The 15,799-nt window shown below is 54.5% G+C and carries 15 protein-coding genes and 1 pseudogene; 15 read left to right on the top strand and 1 reads right to left on the bottom strand.

Going from position 1 to position 15,799, the window contains the following annotated elements:
• Window positions 1-6: 6 nt before the first annotated feature.
• The 3 genes and pseudogenes from KO116_RS26305 to KO116_RS09780 all read left to right on the top strand — a co-directional run.
• Window positions 7-120: pseudogene (locus KO116_RS26305) on the top strand (DUF899 family protein); the annotation flags it as partial.
• A 17-nt stretch (window positions 121-137) separates the two neighbouring features.
• The gene (locus KO116_RS25775) at window positions 138-332 is read left to right on the top strand and encodes a hypothetical protein (RefSeq protein ID WP_235272543.1); all 195 of its coding nucleotides are present in this window, start codon (window positions 138-140) and stop codon (window positions 330-332) included.
• A 134-nt stretch (window positions 333-466) separates the two neighbouring features.
• Window positions 467-886, top strand: coding sequence for a GFA family protein (locus KO116_RS09780; protein WP_035557374.1), 420 nt, complete (start codon window positions 467-469; stop codon window positions 884-886).
• A 191-nt stretch (window positions 887-1,077) separates the two neighbouring features.
• On the opposite strand, the gene KO116_RS09785 is transcribed toward KO116_RS09780, so the two are convergent.
• Window positions 1,078-1,974, bottom strand: coding sequence for a LysR family transcriptional regulator (locus tag KO116_RS09785; protein ID WP_035557376.1), 897 nt, complete (start codon window positions 1,972-1,974; stop codon window positions 1,078-1,080).
• 159 nt (window positions 1,975-2,133) lie between these two features.
• On the opposite strand from KO116_RS09785, the gene leuC reads away from it, so the two are divergent.
• From leuC to KO116_RS09845, 12 genes are all read left to right on the top strand, one after another.
• Window positions 2,134-3,585, top strand: a complete 1,452-nt coding sequence (gene leuC, locus KO116_RS09790; RefSeq protein ID WP_035557379.1) for a 3-isopropylmalate dehydratase large subunit — start codon at window positions 2,134-2,136, stop codon at window positions 3,583-3,585.
• Window positions 3,586-3,588: 3 nt separating this feature from the next.
• Entirely contained in the window at window positions 3,589-4,236 is a 648-nt protein-coding gene (leuD, locus tag KO116_RS09795; RefSeq protein WP_035557382.1) for a 3-isopropylmalate dehydratase small subunit, read from the top strand.
• 99 nt (window positions 4,237-4,335) lie between these two features.
• On the top strand, window positions 4,336-5,415 hold the full coding sequence (gene leuB / locus KO116_RS09800) for a 3-isopropylmalate dehydrogenase (RefSeq protein ID WP_035557385.1): 1,080 nt from the start codon (window positions 4,336-4,338) through the stop codon (window positions 5,413-5,415).
• Between the two features lie 81 nt (window positions 5,416-5,496).
• Complete coding sequence (gene asd / locus KO116_RS09805; RefSeq protein ID WP_035557387.1) at window positions 5,497-6,609, top strand: aspartate-semialdehyde dehydrogenase; 1,113 nt, start codon at window positions 5,497-5,499, stop codon at window positions 6,607-6,609.
• A gap of 183 nt (window positions 6,610-6,792) precedes the next feature.
• On the top strand, window positions 6,793-8,889 hold the full coding sequence (locus KO116_RS09810) for a type IV pilus assembly protein FimV (RefSeq protein ID WP_035557390.1): 2,097 nt from the start codon (window positions 6,793-6,795) through the stop codon (window positions 8,887-8,889).
• A gap of 9 nt (window positions 8,890-8,898) precedes the next feature.
• A complete protein-coding gene (gene truA / locus KO116_RS09815) occupies window positions 8,899-9,837 on the top strand; it encodes a tRNA pseudouridine(38-40) synthase TruA (RefSeq protein ID WP_035557393.1) in 939 nt (312 codons plus the stop codon).
• Window positions 9,834-10,472, top strand: a complete 639-nt coding sequence (locus KO116_RS09820; protein WP_035557396.1) for a phosphoribosylanthranilate isomerase — start codon at window positions 9,834-9,836, stop codon at window positions 10,470-10,472. The genes truA and KO116_RS09820 overlap by 4 nt, the downstream gene beginning before the upstream one ends.
• Before the next feature lie 188 nt (window positions 10,473-10,660).
• Window positions 10,661-11,848 (top strand): tryptophan synthase subunit beta, encoded by a 1,188-nt coding sequence (trpB, locus tag KO116_RS09825; RefSeq protein ID WP_045812255.1) that lies wholly within the window; start codon window positions 10,661-10,663, stop codon window positions 11,846-11,848.
• 23 nt (window positions 11,849-11,871) lie between these two features.
• Window positions 11,872-12,675, top strand: coding sequence for a tryptophan synthase subunit alpha (gene trpA / locus KO116_RS09830; RefSeq protein ID WP_035557399.1), 804 nt, complete (start codon window positions 11,872-11,874; stop codon window positions 12,673-12,675).
• Between the two features lie 94 nt (window positions 12,676-12,769).
• Entirely contained in the window at window positions 12,770-13,792 is a 1,023-nt protein-coding gene (accD, locus tag KO116_RS09835) for an acetyl-CoA carboxylase, carboxyltransferase subunit beta (RefSeq protein ID WP_035557402.1), read from the top strand.
• A complete protein-coding gene (folC, locus tag KO116_RS09840; protein WP_035557407.1) occupies window positions 13,785-15,128 on the top strand; it encodes a bifunctional tetrahydrofolate synthase/dihydrofolate synthase in 1,344 nt (447 codons plus the stop codon). The genes accD and folC overlap by 8 nt, the downstream gene beginning before the upstream one ends.
• Window positions 15,115-15,798, top strand: coding sequence for an SPOR domain-containing protein (locus KO116_RS09845; protein WP_035557410.1), 684 nt, complete (start codon window positions 15,115-15,117; stop codon window positions 15,796-15,798). The genes folC and KO116_RS09845 overlap by 14 nt, the downstream gene beginning before the upstream one ends.
• The last annotated feature ends 1 nt before the right edge of the window (window position 15,799 follow it).

A 15,799-nucleotide genomic window follows, 5' to 3' on the forward strand; every position in this document is an offset into this window, starting at 1 on the left:
TCCGTCATGAGCCAGATTGAATCACCGAGAGTTGTATCCCAAAAGGAGTGGTTTCAGGCACGCAAAGCCCATCTAAAGAACGAGAAGGCGCTCACGCGTATGCGCGACCTGGTCGTCCGTGAAAGGCGTGAGTTGCCATGGGTCAAGATGGAGAAGGAGTACGTCTTCGATACGCTGGAGAAGCCGCACAGGTGTGCGCGTCTATCCTCGAAGCAATACTGCCCACCCTGTACAAAGTACGCCTGGTCCGTTTTGTGCTGTTCAACGAAGTGGCGCGGCACACCCTTTATCAAGCCCTGGCTCAACGCTTAACCATCGACGCAGTAGGCTAGCTGCCACGCCCATACTTTAATACGGAGGATCAATATTGAGCTATCTTGGTGAATGTTGTTGAGAAATCTCTTGGCTATTTTGGCTTTTGACGGCTAAGCACTATCTAACTGGGATGCAGTGGGAGGAGAAAAGCATGGGATTCACCACTCAGCTTCATGGGGCCTGTCTTTGCGGGATTGTCAGCGTTACTGTTGCCACCAAAAGCAACCATGTCGGCGTTTGTCACTGCTCGATGTGTAGAAAGTGGGGTGGTGGCCCGTTGTTTGCGGTTGAGTTTGCTGGTGATGTGGACTTTAAAGGCTCCGAGCATATATCCACCTTCAGTTCCTCTGAGTGGGCTGAGCGTGGTTTCTGCCAGAAATGTGGCACCCACCTTTTCTATCGCTTAAAGCAGGATGGGCATTACGCGCTTCCCGTTGGGCTTCTTGATGGCGCGGATGATTGGAAAATAACCGAGCAAATATTTATCGATCAAAAGCCGCGTTACTATTCACTAGCAGAAAAAACCAAGCAGTTGACCGGCGAAGAAGTGTTCGCCCAGTTTGGTGAATAGGAAGGCAGTTTAGGAGCCGGCGGAACGACGTCCGGTGGCACCTCAGCTAACCTCCGGCACCGCTTCGCGCTGCTCCCGCGGGTGCGCCTGAGGCTTACCACAAGCTACGAAAACCCACAAAGCCAGATGTGTGCACATACCGTAGCGTGTGGCAATGAGAATGCGAGTTCTATGAGCGCTACACATAGGGCTTATTTTATAGGGCTCTCACCCCGCGTGTTTTCCAGCTCCTCTATCATCATTCGCGCCGCATTCGAGAGCGTTCGGTTGGTATGCACCAAGTACCCCAGCGGGCGGTAAATAGGTGGGGTGTCTACTTTTAGCTCTACCAGTTCGCTGTCGATCATCTTTTCCGGTAGCAGGCTCCAACCTAACCCCACGCTGCACATCATCTTTAGCGTTTCTAAATAGTTGGTTGCCATGCTCACTGGCAGTTCCAGGCCCGCTTGGCTAAAACGCTGCGCGATAAGGGATCCTGTAAAGGTCTTGGCCCCCGGCATCACGCAGTTGTATTCGCATAGATCGGTCAGTGACAGAACGCGTTGAGAGACCTGGTGGGTAAGAGGGTGATCGATAGCGCAGGCAAAACAGAGCCGGTCGCGCCACAGCTCTACCACCTGCAGTTGCTCATGAGGGTGGGGCGCTAGCGTTACCACGGCCATTTCCAGGGTGCCGTCCAGCACTCCCTGGTAAGCCTGTTCGGAATCCAGAAAGTGCAGGTCTAGCGTAACCTCCGGGTGGCGCTGGGTGTACTGCTTTAATAGCGGTGGTAGGCGGTGCAGGCCAATATGGTGACTGGTGGCCAGGGTCAGCTTGCCGCCTACTTGGCCAGAAAGGTTGGCCAACGCGCGGCGGCTATCTTCTACACTAAACAGTATCCGCCGCGCTTGGGGTAGCAGCACGCTACCGGCTTCGGTTAACGCAATACGCCGACCAATACGATCAAACAGCCGTGTACCCACCTGAGACTCTAGCGTGGCAATGCGTTTGCTTACCGCAGGCTGGGTTAGGTGCAGCTGTTCAGCCGCCCGTGAAAAACTTTGCGTATCTGCCACGGCCAAAAAGGCTTGTAAGCTTTGGGTATCCACGGGCTGCTCCCTAATTAGCTATTCCAGTTTGGAATCTAAACTATGAATAACATGAATTGCTTTTATGCGCGAGTCGCGTGACACTGACTCCACAAGCAATTTAAGCAGCCCATAGAGGCGGCTATACCGAACTAGCAGGGCACTGCCCAGGAGAGTCACATGTCAGGCCAAACCCTTTACGACAAGCTTTGGAATCAACACTTGGTGAAGCAGCGCGATGACGGCACTGCGTTGATCTACATCGACCGCCAGTTGCTTCATGAAGTGACCTCGCCCCAGGCGTTTGAAGGGCTGCGTTTAGCCAACCGCAAGCCGTGGCGTTTGGATGCCAATTTAGCCACGCCTGACCATAACGTGCCAACGACCATTAAAGAGCGGGCCGAGGGCAACAGCGGGATTAAAGACCCGGTGTCACTGATTCAGGTGCAAACCCTGGACGACAACTGCCTTGAGTACGGCATCGAAGAGTTTAAAATCAACGACCCGCGCCAGGGGATCGTGCACGTGGTTGGCCCCGAGCAGGGCGCAACCCTGCCGGGCATGACCGTGGTTTGTGGCGACTCCCACACTGCCACCCACGGCGCTTTTGGTGCCTTGGCCCACGGTATCGGCACTTCTGAAGTCGAGCACGTGATGGCGACCCAGTGCTTGCTGGCGCAAAAAATGAAGAATATGCAGGTGCGCGTGGAGGGCGAATTAGGCCTGGGCGTGACTGCCAAAGACGTAGTGCTGGCGATTATCGGCAAAATTGGCACCGCAGGCGGCACTGGCTACGCTATTGAGTTTGCCGGAAGTGCCATTGCCTCGCTCTCTATGGAAGGCCGCATGACTGTGTGCAATATGGCCATTGAAGCGGGCGCACGGGTCGGTCTGATCGCCGTAGACGACACCACTATCGATTATCTTGGTAAGCGCCCTTTTGCGCCGACCGCTGAACAGTGGGAAGCCGCAGTAGCCGACTGGCGCAATCTGGTCTCTGATGACGATGCGCAGTTCGATAAAGTGGTTACTTTGCAAGCTGAAGAGATCGAGCCACAGGTCAGCTGGGGTACCAGCCCGGAAATGGTCACCGGCATTTCTGGCCAAGTGCCCGACCCGTTAGCCGCGCTGGATGAAACCGTACAGCGCAGCCATACGCGAGCGCTTGAGTATATGGGCCTTCAGCCCAACCAGAAAATTACCGACATTAAGCTGGATAAGATTTTTATCGGCTCCTGCACCAACTCGCGTATTGAAGACTTGCGTGAAGCCGCCAAGGTGGCCAAGGGCAAAAAAGTCGCTGACTCTATCAAACTGGCTATGGTGGTGCCGGGCTCTGGCTTGGTGAAGCGCCAGGCAGAAGCGGAAGGGTTGGATAAAATCTTTATTGAAGCGGGTTTTGAGTGGCGTGAGCCAGGCTGCTCCATGTGTTTGGCCATGAACGCGGATAAGTTGGGTGCCGGTGAACACTGCGCTTCGACCTCTAACCGTAACTTTGAAGGGCGGCAGGGCTACGGTGGCCGCACCCACTTGGTCAGCCCCGCTATGGCAGCGGCAGCGGCAATCGCCGGTCACTTTGTCGATGTCCGCAGCTTGCCCGCTAACGACGCCACTCACGCTCAGGAGGCTTAAGCCATGAAAAAATTTGAACGTTTTGAAGGTGTGGTTGCGCCCCTTGATCGCGCCAACGTCGATACCGATCTGATTATCCCGAAGCAGTTTTTGAAATCAATCAAGCGCACCGGCTTTGGCGTTAATCTGTTTGATGAATTGCGTTATTTGGATGAAGGCCAGCCGGGGCAGGATTGCTCGCAGCGCCCGCTCAATCCTGATTTCGTCTTGAACCAGCCGCGCTTCAAAGGTTCTGAAGTGCTGCTGGCGCGGCGTAACTTTGGTTGCGGTAGCTCCCGCGAACACGCACCTTGGGCGCTGGAAGATTTCGGCTTCAAGGTAGTGATTGCGCCTAGCTTTGCCGATATCTTCTACAACAACTCGTTCAAGAATGGCATTTTGCTGATTACCTTCCCAGAAGATGTGGTCGACCGCCTGTTTGCTGAGGTAGAAGCCAATGAAGGCTACCAGTTGGACGTGGACTTGGAGAACCAGCGGGTCATTACTCCCAGCGGTGAAATTTTAGAGTTTGCAGTGGATGCGTTCCGCAAGCACTGCCTGCTGGAAGGATTGGACGATATTGGCCTGACGCTAAAAGACGAAGACGCCATTCGGGCTTTTGAGCAGAAGCACAAAGCCGCGCGTCCCTGGTTGTTCCGGCAGTCTGCCTAAACGCTTTCCAGTTTTCACAGTAAGTTTGATAGCGCGTTGCAATCCCATTGCAACGCGCAAAGCGGCCAAAGTCGCTCGATAACACGTTAAGGATTCAGCATGACGCATAAGGTTTTATTGCTGCCGGGTGATGGTATCGGCCCCGAGATTGCTGCTCAGGCGGCACGTTTATTGAAGGCGTGCCAGCAAGCAGGCTTGGACATTGAAGTCGAAGAAGGCCTGGTGGGCGGCTCTGCCTATGATGTGCACGGTGAGCCGCTGCCCGCGGAGACCCTTGAAAAAGCCAAAGCCGCCAGCGCTATTCTGTTGGGCGCTGTGGGTGGTCCCAAGTGGGACAACATTGAAGATCTCTCCAAACGTCCTGAAAAGGGCCTGCTGGGTCTACGCAAAAACCTAGGGCTGTTCGGCAACCTTCGCCCGGCCATGCTCTACCCGCAGTTGGCCAGCGCTTCTAGCCTGAAGCCTGAGCTAGTGGCCGGCCTGGATATCATGATCGTCCGCGAGCTTACCGGCGGGATCTACTTCGGCCAGCCCCGTGGCATTGAAGTGCGCAACGGTGAGCGAGTGGGCTTTAATACCTATATCTATTCTGAAAGCGAGATTGAGCGTATTGGCCGCGTGGCATTTGAAATGGCCCAAAAGCGCGGTAAAAAACTCTGCTCGGTGGATAAAGCCAACGTCCTGGAAGTCACCATCTTGTGGCGTGAAGTGATGGAGCGTTTAGCACCGGAATACCCGGACGTTGAGCTTTCCCATATGTACGTCGATAACGCCGCTATGCAGTTAGTGCGCGCACCCAAGCAGTTTGATGTGGTGGTCACCGGTAATATGTTTGGCGATATTCTTTCCGATGCTGCCGCGATGCTGACTGGCTCCATCGGCATGTTGCCTTCCGCGTCGCTAAACGAAAGCGGGCAGGGTATGTACGAGCCTTGCCACGGCAGTGCGCCGGATATCGCTGGTCAAAACGTGGCTAACCCGCTGGCCATGATGCTGTCTGTGGCCATGATGCTGCGCTATTCGCTGAATGAAAATGCTCTGGCGGAGCGTATTGAAGCCGCCGTTGGCAGCGTGCTGGATGATGGGCTGCGTACCGCTGACATCGCATCTACAGGTATGCAAACCATCGGCACCGATGCTATGGGCGATGCCGTTCTTGCTGCGTTTGCAAAGCAATAGAAACAGCTGATCTGCAGTTTTAAAATCACCGTAAAGAAGTGTGTATAATGTGAGTACTCATTCTTTGCAGGAGGACTTCATATGTTGAAAGTCGGTTTCGTGGGATGGCGCGGCATGGTGGGCTCTGTACTCATGCAGCGAATGCTGGAAGATGGTGATTTTAACGGCATTGAGCCGGTCTTCTTCACTACTTCTCAGGTTGGCCAGCCCGGCCCCGACATCGGTGTCGACGTACCTCCGCTGAAAGATGCCTTTGATATCGAAGCGCTCAAAGCGTTGGATGTCATCGTGACCTGCCAGGGCGGTGACTACACCAAGCCGGTCTATAAAGATCTACGTAACGCAGGCTGGAAAGGCTACTGGGTTGATGCCGCCAGCACCCTGCGCATGGAAGATGAAGCGACAATCGTGCTGGATCCGGTTAACCGCAAGGTTATCGATGACCAGCTATCCAAAGGCGCCAAAACATTTGTTGGCGGGAACTGTACTGTAAGCCTAATGTTGATGGGCTTGGGCGGTTTGTTTGAAGCCGATATGGTTGAATGGATGACCTCCATGACCTATCAGGCGGCTTCTGGTTCAGGCGCTAAGCACATGCGCGAGCTGCTCAACCAAATGGGGCAGTTACACGACAGTGTTGGTGAAGAGCTGAAGGACACCTCCAGTGCGATTCTGGATATCGATCGCAAGGTAACCGCTGCAATGCGCGGTGGCGATTTCCCGATCGATAACTTCGCCGCACCATTGGCAGGTAGCCTGCTACCGTGGATCGATAGCAAGCTGGAAAGCGGTCAGAGTCGTGAAGAGTGGAAGGCCAGTGTTGAGACCAATAAAATTCTGGGCCTCGGCAACAATCCGATCCCCATTGATGGCCTGTGTGTACGAATCGGTGCTATGCGCTCGCACAGCCAGGCATTCACCATCAAGCTGAAGCACGATGTGCCGCTGGATGAGATCGAAGATCGCATTGCCAAGCACAACGAATGGGTCAAGCTGATCCCGAACGATAAGGATGCGACCATTGCTGGCCTAACACCTGCTGTTGCCACTGGTACGCTACAGGTGCCAGTTGGCCGCCTGCGTAAGCTGCAAATGGGTGGTGAATACCTCTCCGCATTCAGCGTCGGTGACCAACTGCTGTGGGGTGCCGCGGAGCCCCTTAAGCGGATGCTGAAGATCCTGCGCGAACAGTAATTATTCGCTGTTATACGCTAGTCGAAAACGGGAAGCTGTTTGCAGCTTCCCGTTTTTTTTACGCTGCTAATAATCACGGTAGTGGGAAATACGGCTTTATTTCGTTAAGTTATGATAAAAAAGACGTAATACAATAAGCTTGCATCAATAGTTAAAAAGTAAGTAAGCGATCAGGGAACATTCATGAAAAAAACACTGACATGGATTACATGGCTCTCGTTGAGTGCAGTGAGTCCCTTTGCGCTAGCCGTCGGGCTGGGGCAGGCGAGTGTCGGCTCGTATCTGAATGCGCCTTTAAATGCATCAATACCATTGCTGGAAAGTAGTGACTACGCCCTTGACGATATCCAAGTCAGCGTTGCCGAACCGGCAGATTTTGCCGCGGCGGGCCTTGAGTGGACGCCTCTAGCCGCAAGTGTTCGTGCCCAGATTGTAGAGCAGCAAGGGCTACGACAAGTACGCTTAAGCTCTGTTCAAACGATGCAAGAGCCTTGGCTTGACCTGCTGCTGGCGGTTGAGTTTCCGGGCGGTCAACAATTTCGTGACATCACCTTGCTGTTTGATCCCCAGGGTTATTCCCAGCAGGGCCAAAGCGCTGCTCCCAACGCTGTGCCAACAACGAGTAACGCAGCCACTCCTCCGGTGGTTGAAGCCAGATCAGCGGCGCCGACCGTGGTAAGCGAGCGTGGCAATGGCAGCAGCGCGTATGTGGGCAGTGGCGATACGTTATGGGGCGTCGCAGAGCGGCTTAAGCCTTCGCAAGCCAGCGTTCAGCAGATGATGGTGGCGCTGCTGGAGGCCAATCCAGACGTCTTTCCTAGCGGCAATATAAATGATATGCGTGCAGGCCAAACGCTGAGTGTCCCTGATATTGAGCGCATTTTGGCGCGCTCCCATCTTGATGCTGATGCCGCCATGAAAGCGATGAATGAAGCCTGGCGCGCTCGCCGCAACGGCTCATTGGAGGCAGTGTCGTTACCTGACGTTGAAGCCGATACAGTTTCAAACAACGCTATAGCCGCTGCCCAAATCCTTGAAGCTACTGGTGCAGCTGAGCCAGACAGCGCGCTTGCTGCGGGTGGCGCTGAACCAAGTGAGCAAGAAGCAAACGAGTCCTCAGTAAACGGCCCAGCTGCGTTGGAAGAGGCTGCCAACGAGCCCGAGGCGCTAACCCGGGCAGAATTAACCGAGCAGCTGCGCCTAAGCCAAGCGACGCTTCAGCAGGTAATGGAAGAGCGCGTGTTAATGCGCGCCGAGCTTAATGCGCTGCGTAGCGAAGTGGCCTCGCTAACTCAGGCGTTGAGCGATGCGTTGGCTGCTCAAGAGCAGTCACCAGAACCATACATTGCCAGCATGGATGAGATGGGCAGCCCGGGAGTGGCTGCCTTAGTTGAGCGTTATCAGTGGCCGCTCGCGTTAGCTGCCATCGCTCTGCTTCTGGGAGTGTTGGTGTGGCTGCGTAAGCGACGTGAAGAGGCCTGGGAAAATGTCCCGCTTACTGAGCCTGAGCCAGTAACAAAGCCAATAGTTACGCCTGGTACTGCACCTAAAGCAGCCTCTAAGGCAACGCCTGAAGCGACCTCTAAGATAGCGCCGATGACAGCGTCGATACCTGACGCTGTTCCTGTTGCGTACCCAATCCAGGCGAATAATAATGACGTGGAAGAGCCACATCAGCAAAGCGAGCCACAGGTAGCAACCGAAGACGAACCCGAGATTTCTTACGCCAGCTCAGCGTCAACGGCGAACGCCGATCAGTGGTTAATTGATGAGCAAGCGCAAACGCCCGAGCAAGATGACACGCTTCGCTATGAAAATAGCTATGAGAATAGTTATGAGAATAGTTATGAAAAAAGCCAGGCATCCGGGTTGGCTGAGCAGGGGCGTCAGCGTCGCTTAGGTCTGCATGTTGCCCCCGATAATGGGGCTGATCACTTGTCATTAGCACCGCCACTAAGCCCAGTGCCCATGCGTTTGTTGCTGGCTTCTCTCAATGCTGACTTAAAATCGGCTGAGCCAGCAAAACGGTCTGAGGATGCCGAGCATCGCTTTATCGATTACCACCCGCCCACTTTAATGAACACGCTAAGTAGCCAAGAAGGCCTGCGCAGAGAAACCCCAATGCAGCCTACGGTAGAGTTCGCCAGTCAGCTTGACGCCGAACCTGTTTCTCCTGCGAAACAACCGCGTCGGCCGATTGAAGAGGAGTGGGAAATTGAAGAGGTAGCATTCAAGCCTCGAGGCCTGGATAATAGCGAACCTTCAAAATCTTCAAAATGATGTGGCTTGATGACGCTGTTCTATCACTTCGATGAGAAAATTCCGCTTACAGGTCGTTTGGCGATGGGTATCGAGTACGACGGTACCCATTACTGTGGCTTTCAGCGCCTTAAGCACGCCGCATCTGTTCAGGCTTCGCTAGAGGCTGCGCTGGCCAAGGTGGCCAATGAACCCATTAGGGTGCACGCCAGCGGGCGCACCGATTCCGGGGTGCACGCCACTCGGCAAATTGTCCATTTTGATCCGCCAGTAGGGCGCTCCGAAAAAGCCTGGATATTTGGTGCCAATACCCATTTGCCCCGCGACGTGGCCGTGCGCTGGGTGAAACCAGTGGGCGACGACTTTCATTCACGCCTGTGCGCCCTGGGGCGCCGCTACCGCTACGTGCTGCTGAACCAGATTAGTCGCCCCGTATTGGAGCGCGCTAATGTCACCTGGTGTCGTGATCCGTTAGACGCCGATGCCATGCATCGAGCCGCTCAGGCGCTGGTAGGGGAGCACGATTTTTCGAGCTTCCGTGCCGCTGGCTGTCAATCAAAAACCCCCTGGCGGCATATGCACTTTGTCGACGTAAAGCGCTACGGCCAACTGGTGATGATCGATATTCAGGGTAACGCGTTCTTACACCATATGATTCGCAACATTGCCGGGGCGCTAGTAAGCGTCGGACGTGGTGCGCAGGATGAAACTTATATTGGTGAACTTTTAGCGCTGAAAAACCGTCGTAAAGGGGATGTAACGGCGCCCGCCTGCGGGCTGCATTTTGTCGATTCGGTTTACGATGAGCGCTTTGATTTGCCTAAAGAGCCGTTAGGGCCGCAATTACTCGCGTTTACCGGCGAGTGGACAGGCGAGCGCGAGCTCCCTGATACGCCCCGGGTCGCCTATCGTCGCAACCGTTCGCTAAGCAATACGGCAATTAACCCTGAACAGGAGGCGTCTTTATGAGTACGTTGCCGTTACTCCGTACGCGCATTAAGTTCTGTGGTTTCACCCGCGGCGAGGATATTGATCGTGCCGTGGCGCTAGGGGTGGATGCCTTAGGCTTTGTGATGTGGCCGAACAGTGCCCGTAGTGTGGGTGTCGAACAACTGGCGGCGCTTTCAGCGCGCGTGCCAGCATTTGTGACCCGCGTAGGGCTATTTGTAGATCAGGATGATGAGCTGATTGAGCGCTGTCTGCCCTATTTAGATATGCTCCAGTTTCATGGCAGCGAAACACCTGATGCCTGCCAGCGCTATTCGCTGCCCTGGATGAAAGCGCTGCGCATGCGCGATGAGATAGATTTAGCCCATGAAGCTGAACGCTATCATGGGGCTCAGGCGCTGCTGTTAGATGCTTACCGGCCGGGAGTGCCGGGGGGCACAGGGGAGACCTTTGATTGGTCGAGAATCCCCGCAAAACTAGCAAAACCTGTTATCCTCGCCGGTGGGTTGAGTGCTGATAATATCGCTGACGCTGTGCGCCAGGTAGCGCCTTATGCGGTGGATGTATCCGGCGGTATTGAAGCCTCCCACGGCTGTAAAGATGCCGAGAAGATGGCCTCTTTCGTTCGTCATGTGGCGTTAGCCGACGCCTGTTAGCGCTTTTTGCACACGTTTAGATAGACGCAGTTCATGTATGTTGCCTATGGGTATTTTATCGAGCTACGTTGTTAAGTTGATTCATTTATTGGTTGCCTGTTCTGGCGATCTTGTGAGGTGTCTCTGTGACCGCTTCTGAAACCGCTCCTAACACTGTACTGAAAACAAAGTTCAGTGACCTGACCCGAATGCCGGATGCCCGTGGTCATTTTGGCCCCTACGGCGGTCGGTTTGTGTCAGAAACCCTCAGCTTTGCTTTGGAAGAGCTGGAAAAAACATATTTCAGCTTACGTGATGACCCCGACTTCCAAGCTGAGTTTGACTATGATCTTGCCCACTATGTGGGGCGCCCGTCGCCGCTTTATCATGCCAAACGTTGGTCGGAAAGCCTTGGTGGCGCACAGATATGGTTGAAGCGGGAAGACCTGAATCACACCGGCGCTCATAAGGTCAATAACACCATCGGCCAGGCGCTTCTGGCAAAAAAAACCGGTAAGCCACGCATTATTGCTGAAACAGGGGCGGGTCAGCATGGCGTTGCCTCGGCCACTGTTGCTGCTCGCCTTGGGCTTGAGTGCGATATTTATATGGGGGCGGAAGACGTCCAGCGACAGAAACTAAACGTCTATCGTATGCGCTTACTGGGTGCACGGGTTATTCCGGTAGAGTCCGGTACGCGTACGCTTAAAGATGCCATGAACGAAGCGCTGCGTGACTGGGTCACCAACGTTGATAACACTTTCTATATCATCGGTACCGTGGCTGGCCCACATCCTTATCCGCTGCTCGTTCGTGATTTTAACGCAGTCGTGGGCCGTGAAGCGCGTCGCCAGTCGTTGGAGCAGATCGGCCGTTTGCCAGATGCGCTGATTGCCTGTGTTGGGGGCGGCTCGAATGCCCTGGGGCTGTTCTATCCGTTCGTTGAAGATGATGACGTTGCTATGTACGGCGTAGAAGCCGGTGGCGATGGGGTTGAAACGGGCCGCCACGCGGCACCGCTGGCGTCCAACGCTCCGCGCGGTGTGCTGCACGGTAACCGCACCTATTTAATGTCCGATGAAGCCGGTCAGGTGTCAGATACGCACTCCATTTCAGCCGGCCTGGATTACCCGGGCGTAGGCCCGGAGCACGCCCTGTGGAAGGATGTTGGCCGTGTTAAATACGTGGTGGCTAACGACAACGAAGTGCTGGAAGCGTTTCGTGAGTTGACGCATATGGAAGGCATTATGCCCGCTCTTGAGTCGGCTCATGCGCTGGCCCATGCCAAGGTATTGGCGCCGACCATGCGACCTGATCAACATATCGTGGTCAACCTTTCTGGGCGTGGCGACAAAGACATCATGACCGTTGCTAAGATTGATGGCATCGAATTTTAAGGTCAGCTTTTTTAAGGGCGAGCATGAACCGTATTGATCAGCGTTTCAGTGAACTTAAACAGCAGGGCCGCAAGGCTCTGATCCCTTACATCACCGCAGGGGACCCAGCACCGCAGTATACGGTGGGCTTTATGCACGCACTGGTAGACGCCGGTGCCGATGTTATTGAACTTGGCGTGCCTTTTTCCGACCCAATGGCCGATGGCCCAGTGATTCAGAAAGCCTGTGAACGTGCGTTAAAGCAGGGCACTCGGCTGGTTGACCTGATGCAAATGGTCAAAGAGTTTCGCCAAACCGATACCGCGACGCCGGTCGTGTTAATGGGATATTTAAATCCTATTGAGCGTATTGGTTACGAGAACTTTGCTGACCAAGCTGCCAGTGTCGGCGTCGATGGCGTATTGATTGTTGATATGCCGCCGGAAGAAGCCGATGAAATTGGCCCATTGCTGAAATCTCGTGATTTAGCGGCGATTTTTCTCGTTGCGCCTACCACTTCTAACGAGCGTGCCGCTACAATATGCGCCCATGGCGAGGGCTACTTATACTATGTTTCGCTGAAAGGCGTGACAGGCGCCGCCACCCTGAATGCCGAAGACGTAGCCGAGCACTTGGCACCACTGCGGGGGATGACCGATTTGCCGCTTTGCGTTGGTTTTGGCATTCGTGATGGCGTAACGGCCGCGGAAGTGGCTAAAGTCGCCGATGGTGTCATTGTAGGTAGCGCCTTGGTTAACCGTATCGCCGAAAGCTTAGATGCGCCGGAAACCATTGCGGGTCAGTTGAAAAGTGTATTAGCAGAAATGCGTACGGCGATGGATGCCTAAAGCTAAATGCTTTATCGCCTATGCTTAACAGTTTGACGACACTCATCAAGCCTGGTTTGGCCAGGCGTTGACGTATAACGGAAGCCTTTTTGATATGAGCTGGTTAGACAAGATCGTACCCTCCATGGGTCGTATCCAGCGTAAAGACCGTCGCGCTAGCGTTCCCGACGGCCTCTGGCGTAAATGTCCCAAGTGCGAAGCGGTTCTCTATCTTCCTGAGTTAGAGAAACACAATAGCGTCTGCCCCAAGTGCGATCACCACCTGCGCTTGACGGCGCGTAAACGCTTGGACTGGTTCTTGGATAAAGCAAAACGCGAAGAGATCGCGGCGGAAATCGAACCCAATGATCGATTGAAGTTTCGCGACTCTAAAAAATATAAAGACCGCCTGACTGCAGCGCAAAAAGACACCGGTGAGAAAGATGCACTGGTCGCTATGCGCGGTGAGTTGGATGGTTTGCCGGTCATTGCCGTTGCCTTTGAGTTCACCTTTATGGGTGGCTCTATGGGGGCGGTGGTCGGTGAGAAATTTGTGCGCGCTGCTACCCTGGCCCTGGACGAGAATATCCCGCTGGTATGCTTTGCGGCCTCGGGTGGTGCTCGCATGCAGGAAGCGCTCTTCTCGCTGATGCAGATGGCCAAAACATCCGCGGCGCTTGAGAAGCTCAAACAGGCGGGAGTGCCGTATATTTCAGTGCTTACTGATCCTGTCTTTGGTGGCGTTTCAGCCTCGTTGGCTATGCTCGGTGATTTAAACATTGCCGAACCCAATGCGTTGATTGGCTTTGCTGGCCCACGGGTCATCGAACAAACGGTGCGTGAAACTCTACCCGAAGGGTTCCAGCGCAGTGAGTTTCTGCTTGAGCATGGCACTGTCGATATGATCGTTCATCGTCATGAAATGCGTGCCCGCGTGGGCAGTGTGCTGCGTAAATTGACTCATCACGATGTTACGCCAGTTAGTTCGTTGTCGACTGATGATGCGGACGTTTCAGAACCTATCGTCGAAGAGGCAACGTTAGCGGACACTGCTGACGTCACTTTTGAAAGCATTGAGCCGGCTAAGAAGGACACTTCCTCTACCGCTAAGAGTGACGACCATACACGCAATGCCTGATTCTTTGCAGCCAGACTCCTTGTCGCCCCTGTCTTTAAACCAATGGCTTCAACATTTGGAAACGTTGCATCCGGTCGGAATTGATATGGGCCTGGAGCGGGTTTCCAAAGTGGCAAGGCGTATGGGGCTGCTTTCAAGCCCGATTGCTCCCCGCGTTATTACCGTGGCGGGAACGAATGGCAAGGGCTCAACCCTTGCCATGATCGAGAGCATTGCCCGTGCCCACGGTTGGCAGGTGGGTACCTATACGTCACCCCACTTATTGCGCTACAACGAACGCGTCAAAATCGACGGTCAGGAAGCTGAGGATAAACTGCTCGTAGAAGGTTTTGAGCACGTTGAGAGAGCGCGCTTGCAGGATGATCACATCAGCCTGACCTATTTTGAGGCGGGCACACTGTGCGGGCTATGGTGCTTGGCCAACGCAGAGCTTGATCTTGCGGTACTTGAAGTAGGTCTTGGCGGTCGGCTGGATGCGGTCAATATCATTGATGCAGATGTGGCCATCGTCACCACGATTGCTCAGGATCATGCTAACTTTTTAGGCACCGATCTGGCTCAGATTGGGCGCGAAAAAGCCGGTATCTTCCGTGCTGGCAAGCCAGCCGTCTTAGGCAGCCAAGCGCTACCTGTAAGCGTTTCCGAATGCGCGCAGTCGTTAGCAGCGCCTAAGTTTGCATTAGGGCAGCAGTTTACCCATCAAACCATGAGTAAAGAGTATTCCAACTGGCGCTGGCAGGGGCAGCAAGCGGATGGCATAAGCATCGTCGTCGACGCGCTTCCTGACCCTGGGCTACCTATCGATAATGCGGCTACTGCATTACAAGCGCTCGTACTTGCCGGAATGGCGTTGGTTCCCGCTGATGTAAAAGTTGGGCTCGCGACGGTGCAACTGGCTGGGCGGCTACAATGGATTGGGCCATGGTGCCTGGATGTTGGGCATAATCCTCATGCCGCCGAGTACGTCGCTCGCCACTTACCGTCACCGCCCGAAGGGGGCCAGCAGTGGGGCCTTATCGGCATGTTGAATGATAAGGATATTGACGGTGTCATACAGGCATTATCTGCCCGCATCAGCGACTGGGTGTGCGTGTCGCTGACAGGCGAACGAGGTTGTCTGGCAAGTGAGTTGTCGCAACGTATTATAGCTCAGGGAGGGCGGGTACACTTTTGCGCAGAGTCGCCGCACGCTGGCGCCGATTGGCTCGCTAAGGTGTTAACGCCCAATGATCGTGTCTTGGCCACCGGGTCGTTCTTTACTGTAGCGGCACTGCTAGCTCGGCCACTGCCAACAGGCGCCGCGTCGCTTGATGGAGACGGAAATGAAATACGGTAAAACTGAACGCATTAGCGGTATTGTAATTTTGCTCGCGCTGCTGGCAATCTTTGTGCCGTGGCTAATGAGTGACCCGGCACCCAGAGAAGAGCGCCCCCAGCCGAGCTTTGTCATTGAGCAGCCGGTTGAGGTGGAGCGTCGTAATGTACCCGCGCCAGAAAGGCCCTCAACCATTGATGAACCCGCATTATCTTCAGCACCCAGTGACGACGGCTTTATCCCTATTGATGCCAATCCGCGAGCGCCGCAAACCGATCAAATCGCTGCTTCAAACCAGTCACCTTCTAGGGCAGAAGCGGCAGGCTCCAGTGAGCCCGACGAGGCGCCGTCTACTCCTGATAGCGACCCCATCGCTGATTTAATTGCCACTAATAGTGGCAGTGGTCAAAGCAGCTCTGGAAGCGAGTCACAAAGCGCTTCTAGTCCTTCTTCCAGCGCCCAAGGGGAGTGGGCGGTGCAAGTGGGCAGTTTCGGTGAGCCAGCGAATGCCCAGCGACTCAGCGCACAACTGTCAGAAGAGGGGTTTAGCGTTTATCAACGTGAGCGTGATAACAATATGACCACTGTATTTGTTGGCCCTTATGCCACCTCCGAAGACGGTGAATCCGCCATGTCCTCGATCAAAGAACGCGCCAATGTTCAGGGCCTTCTTGTTCGAGTAAGAGACTAAA

Origin of the sequence: Halomonas sp. KO116 (genome assembly GCF_000734975.2) — a bacterium.
In the GTDB taxonomy this organism is placed as follows: domain Bacteria; phylum Pseudomonadota; class Gammaproteobacteria; order Pseudomonadales; family Halomonadaceae; genus Vreelandella; species Vreelandella glaciei.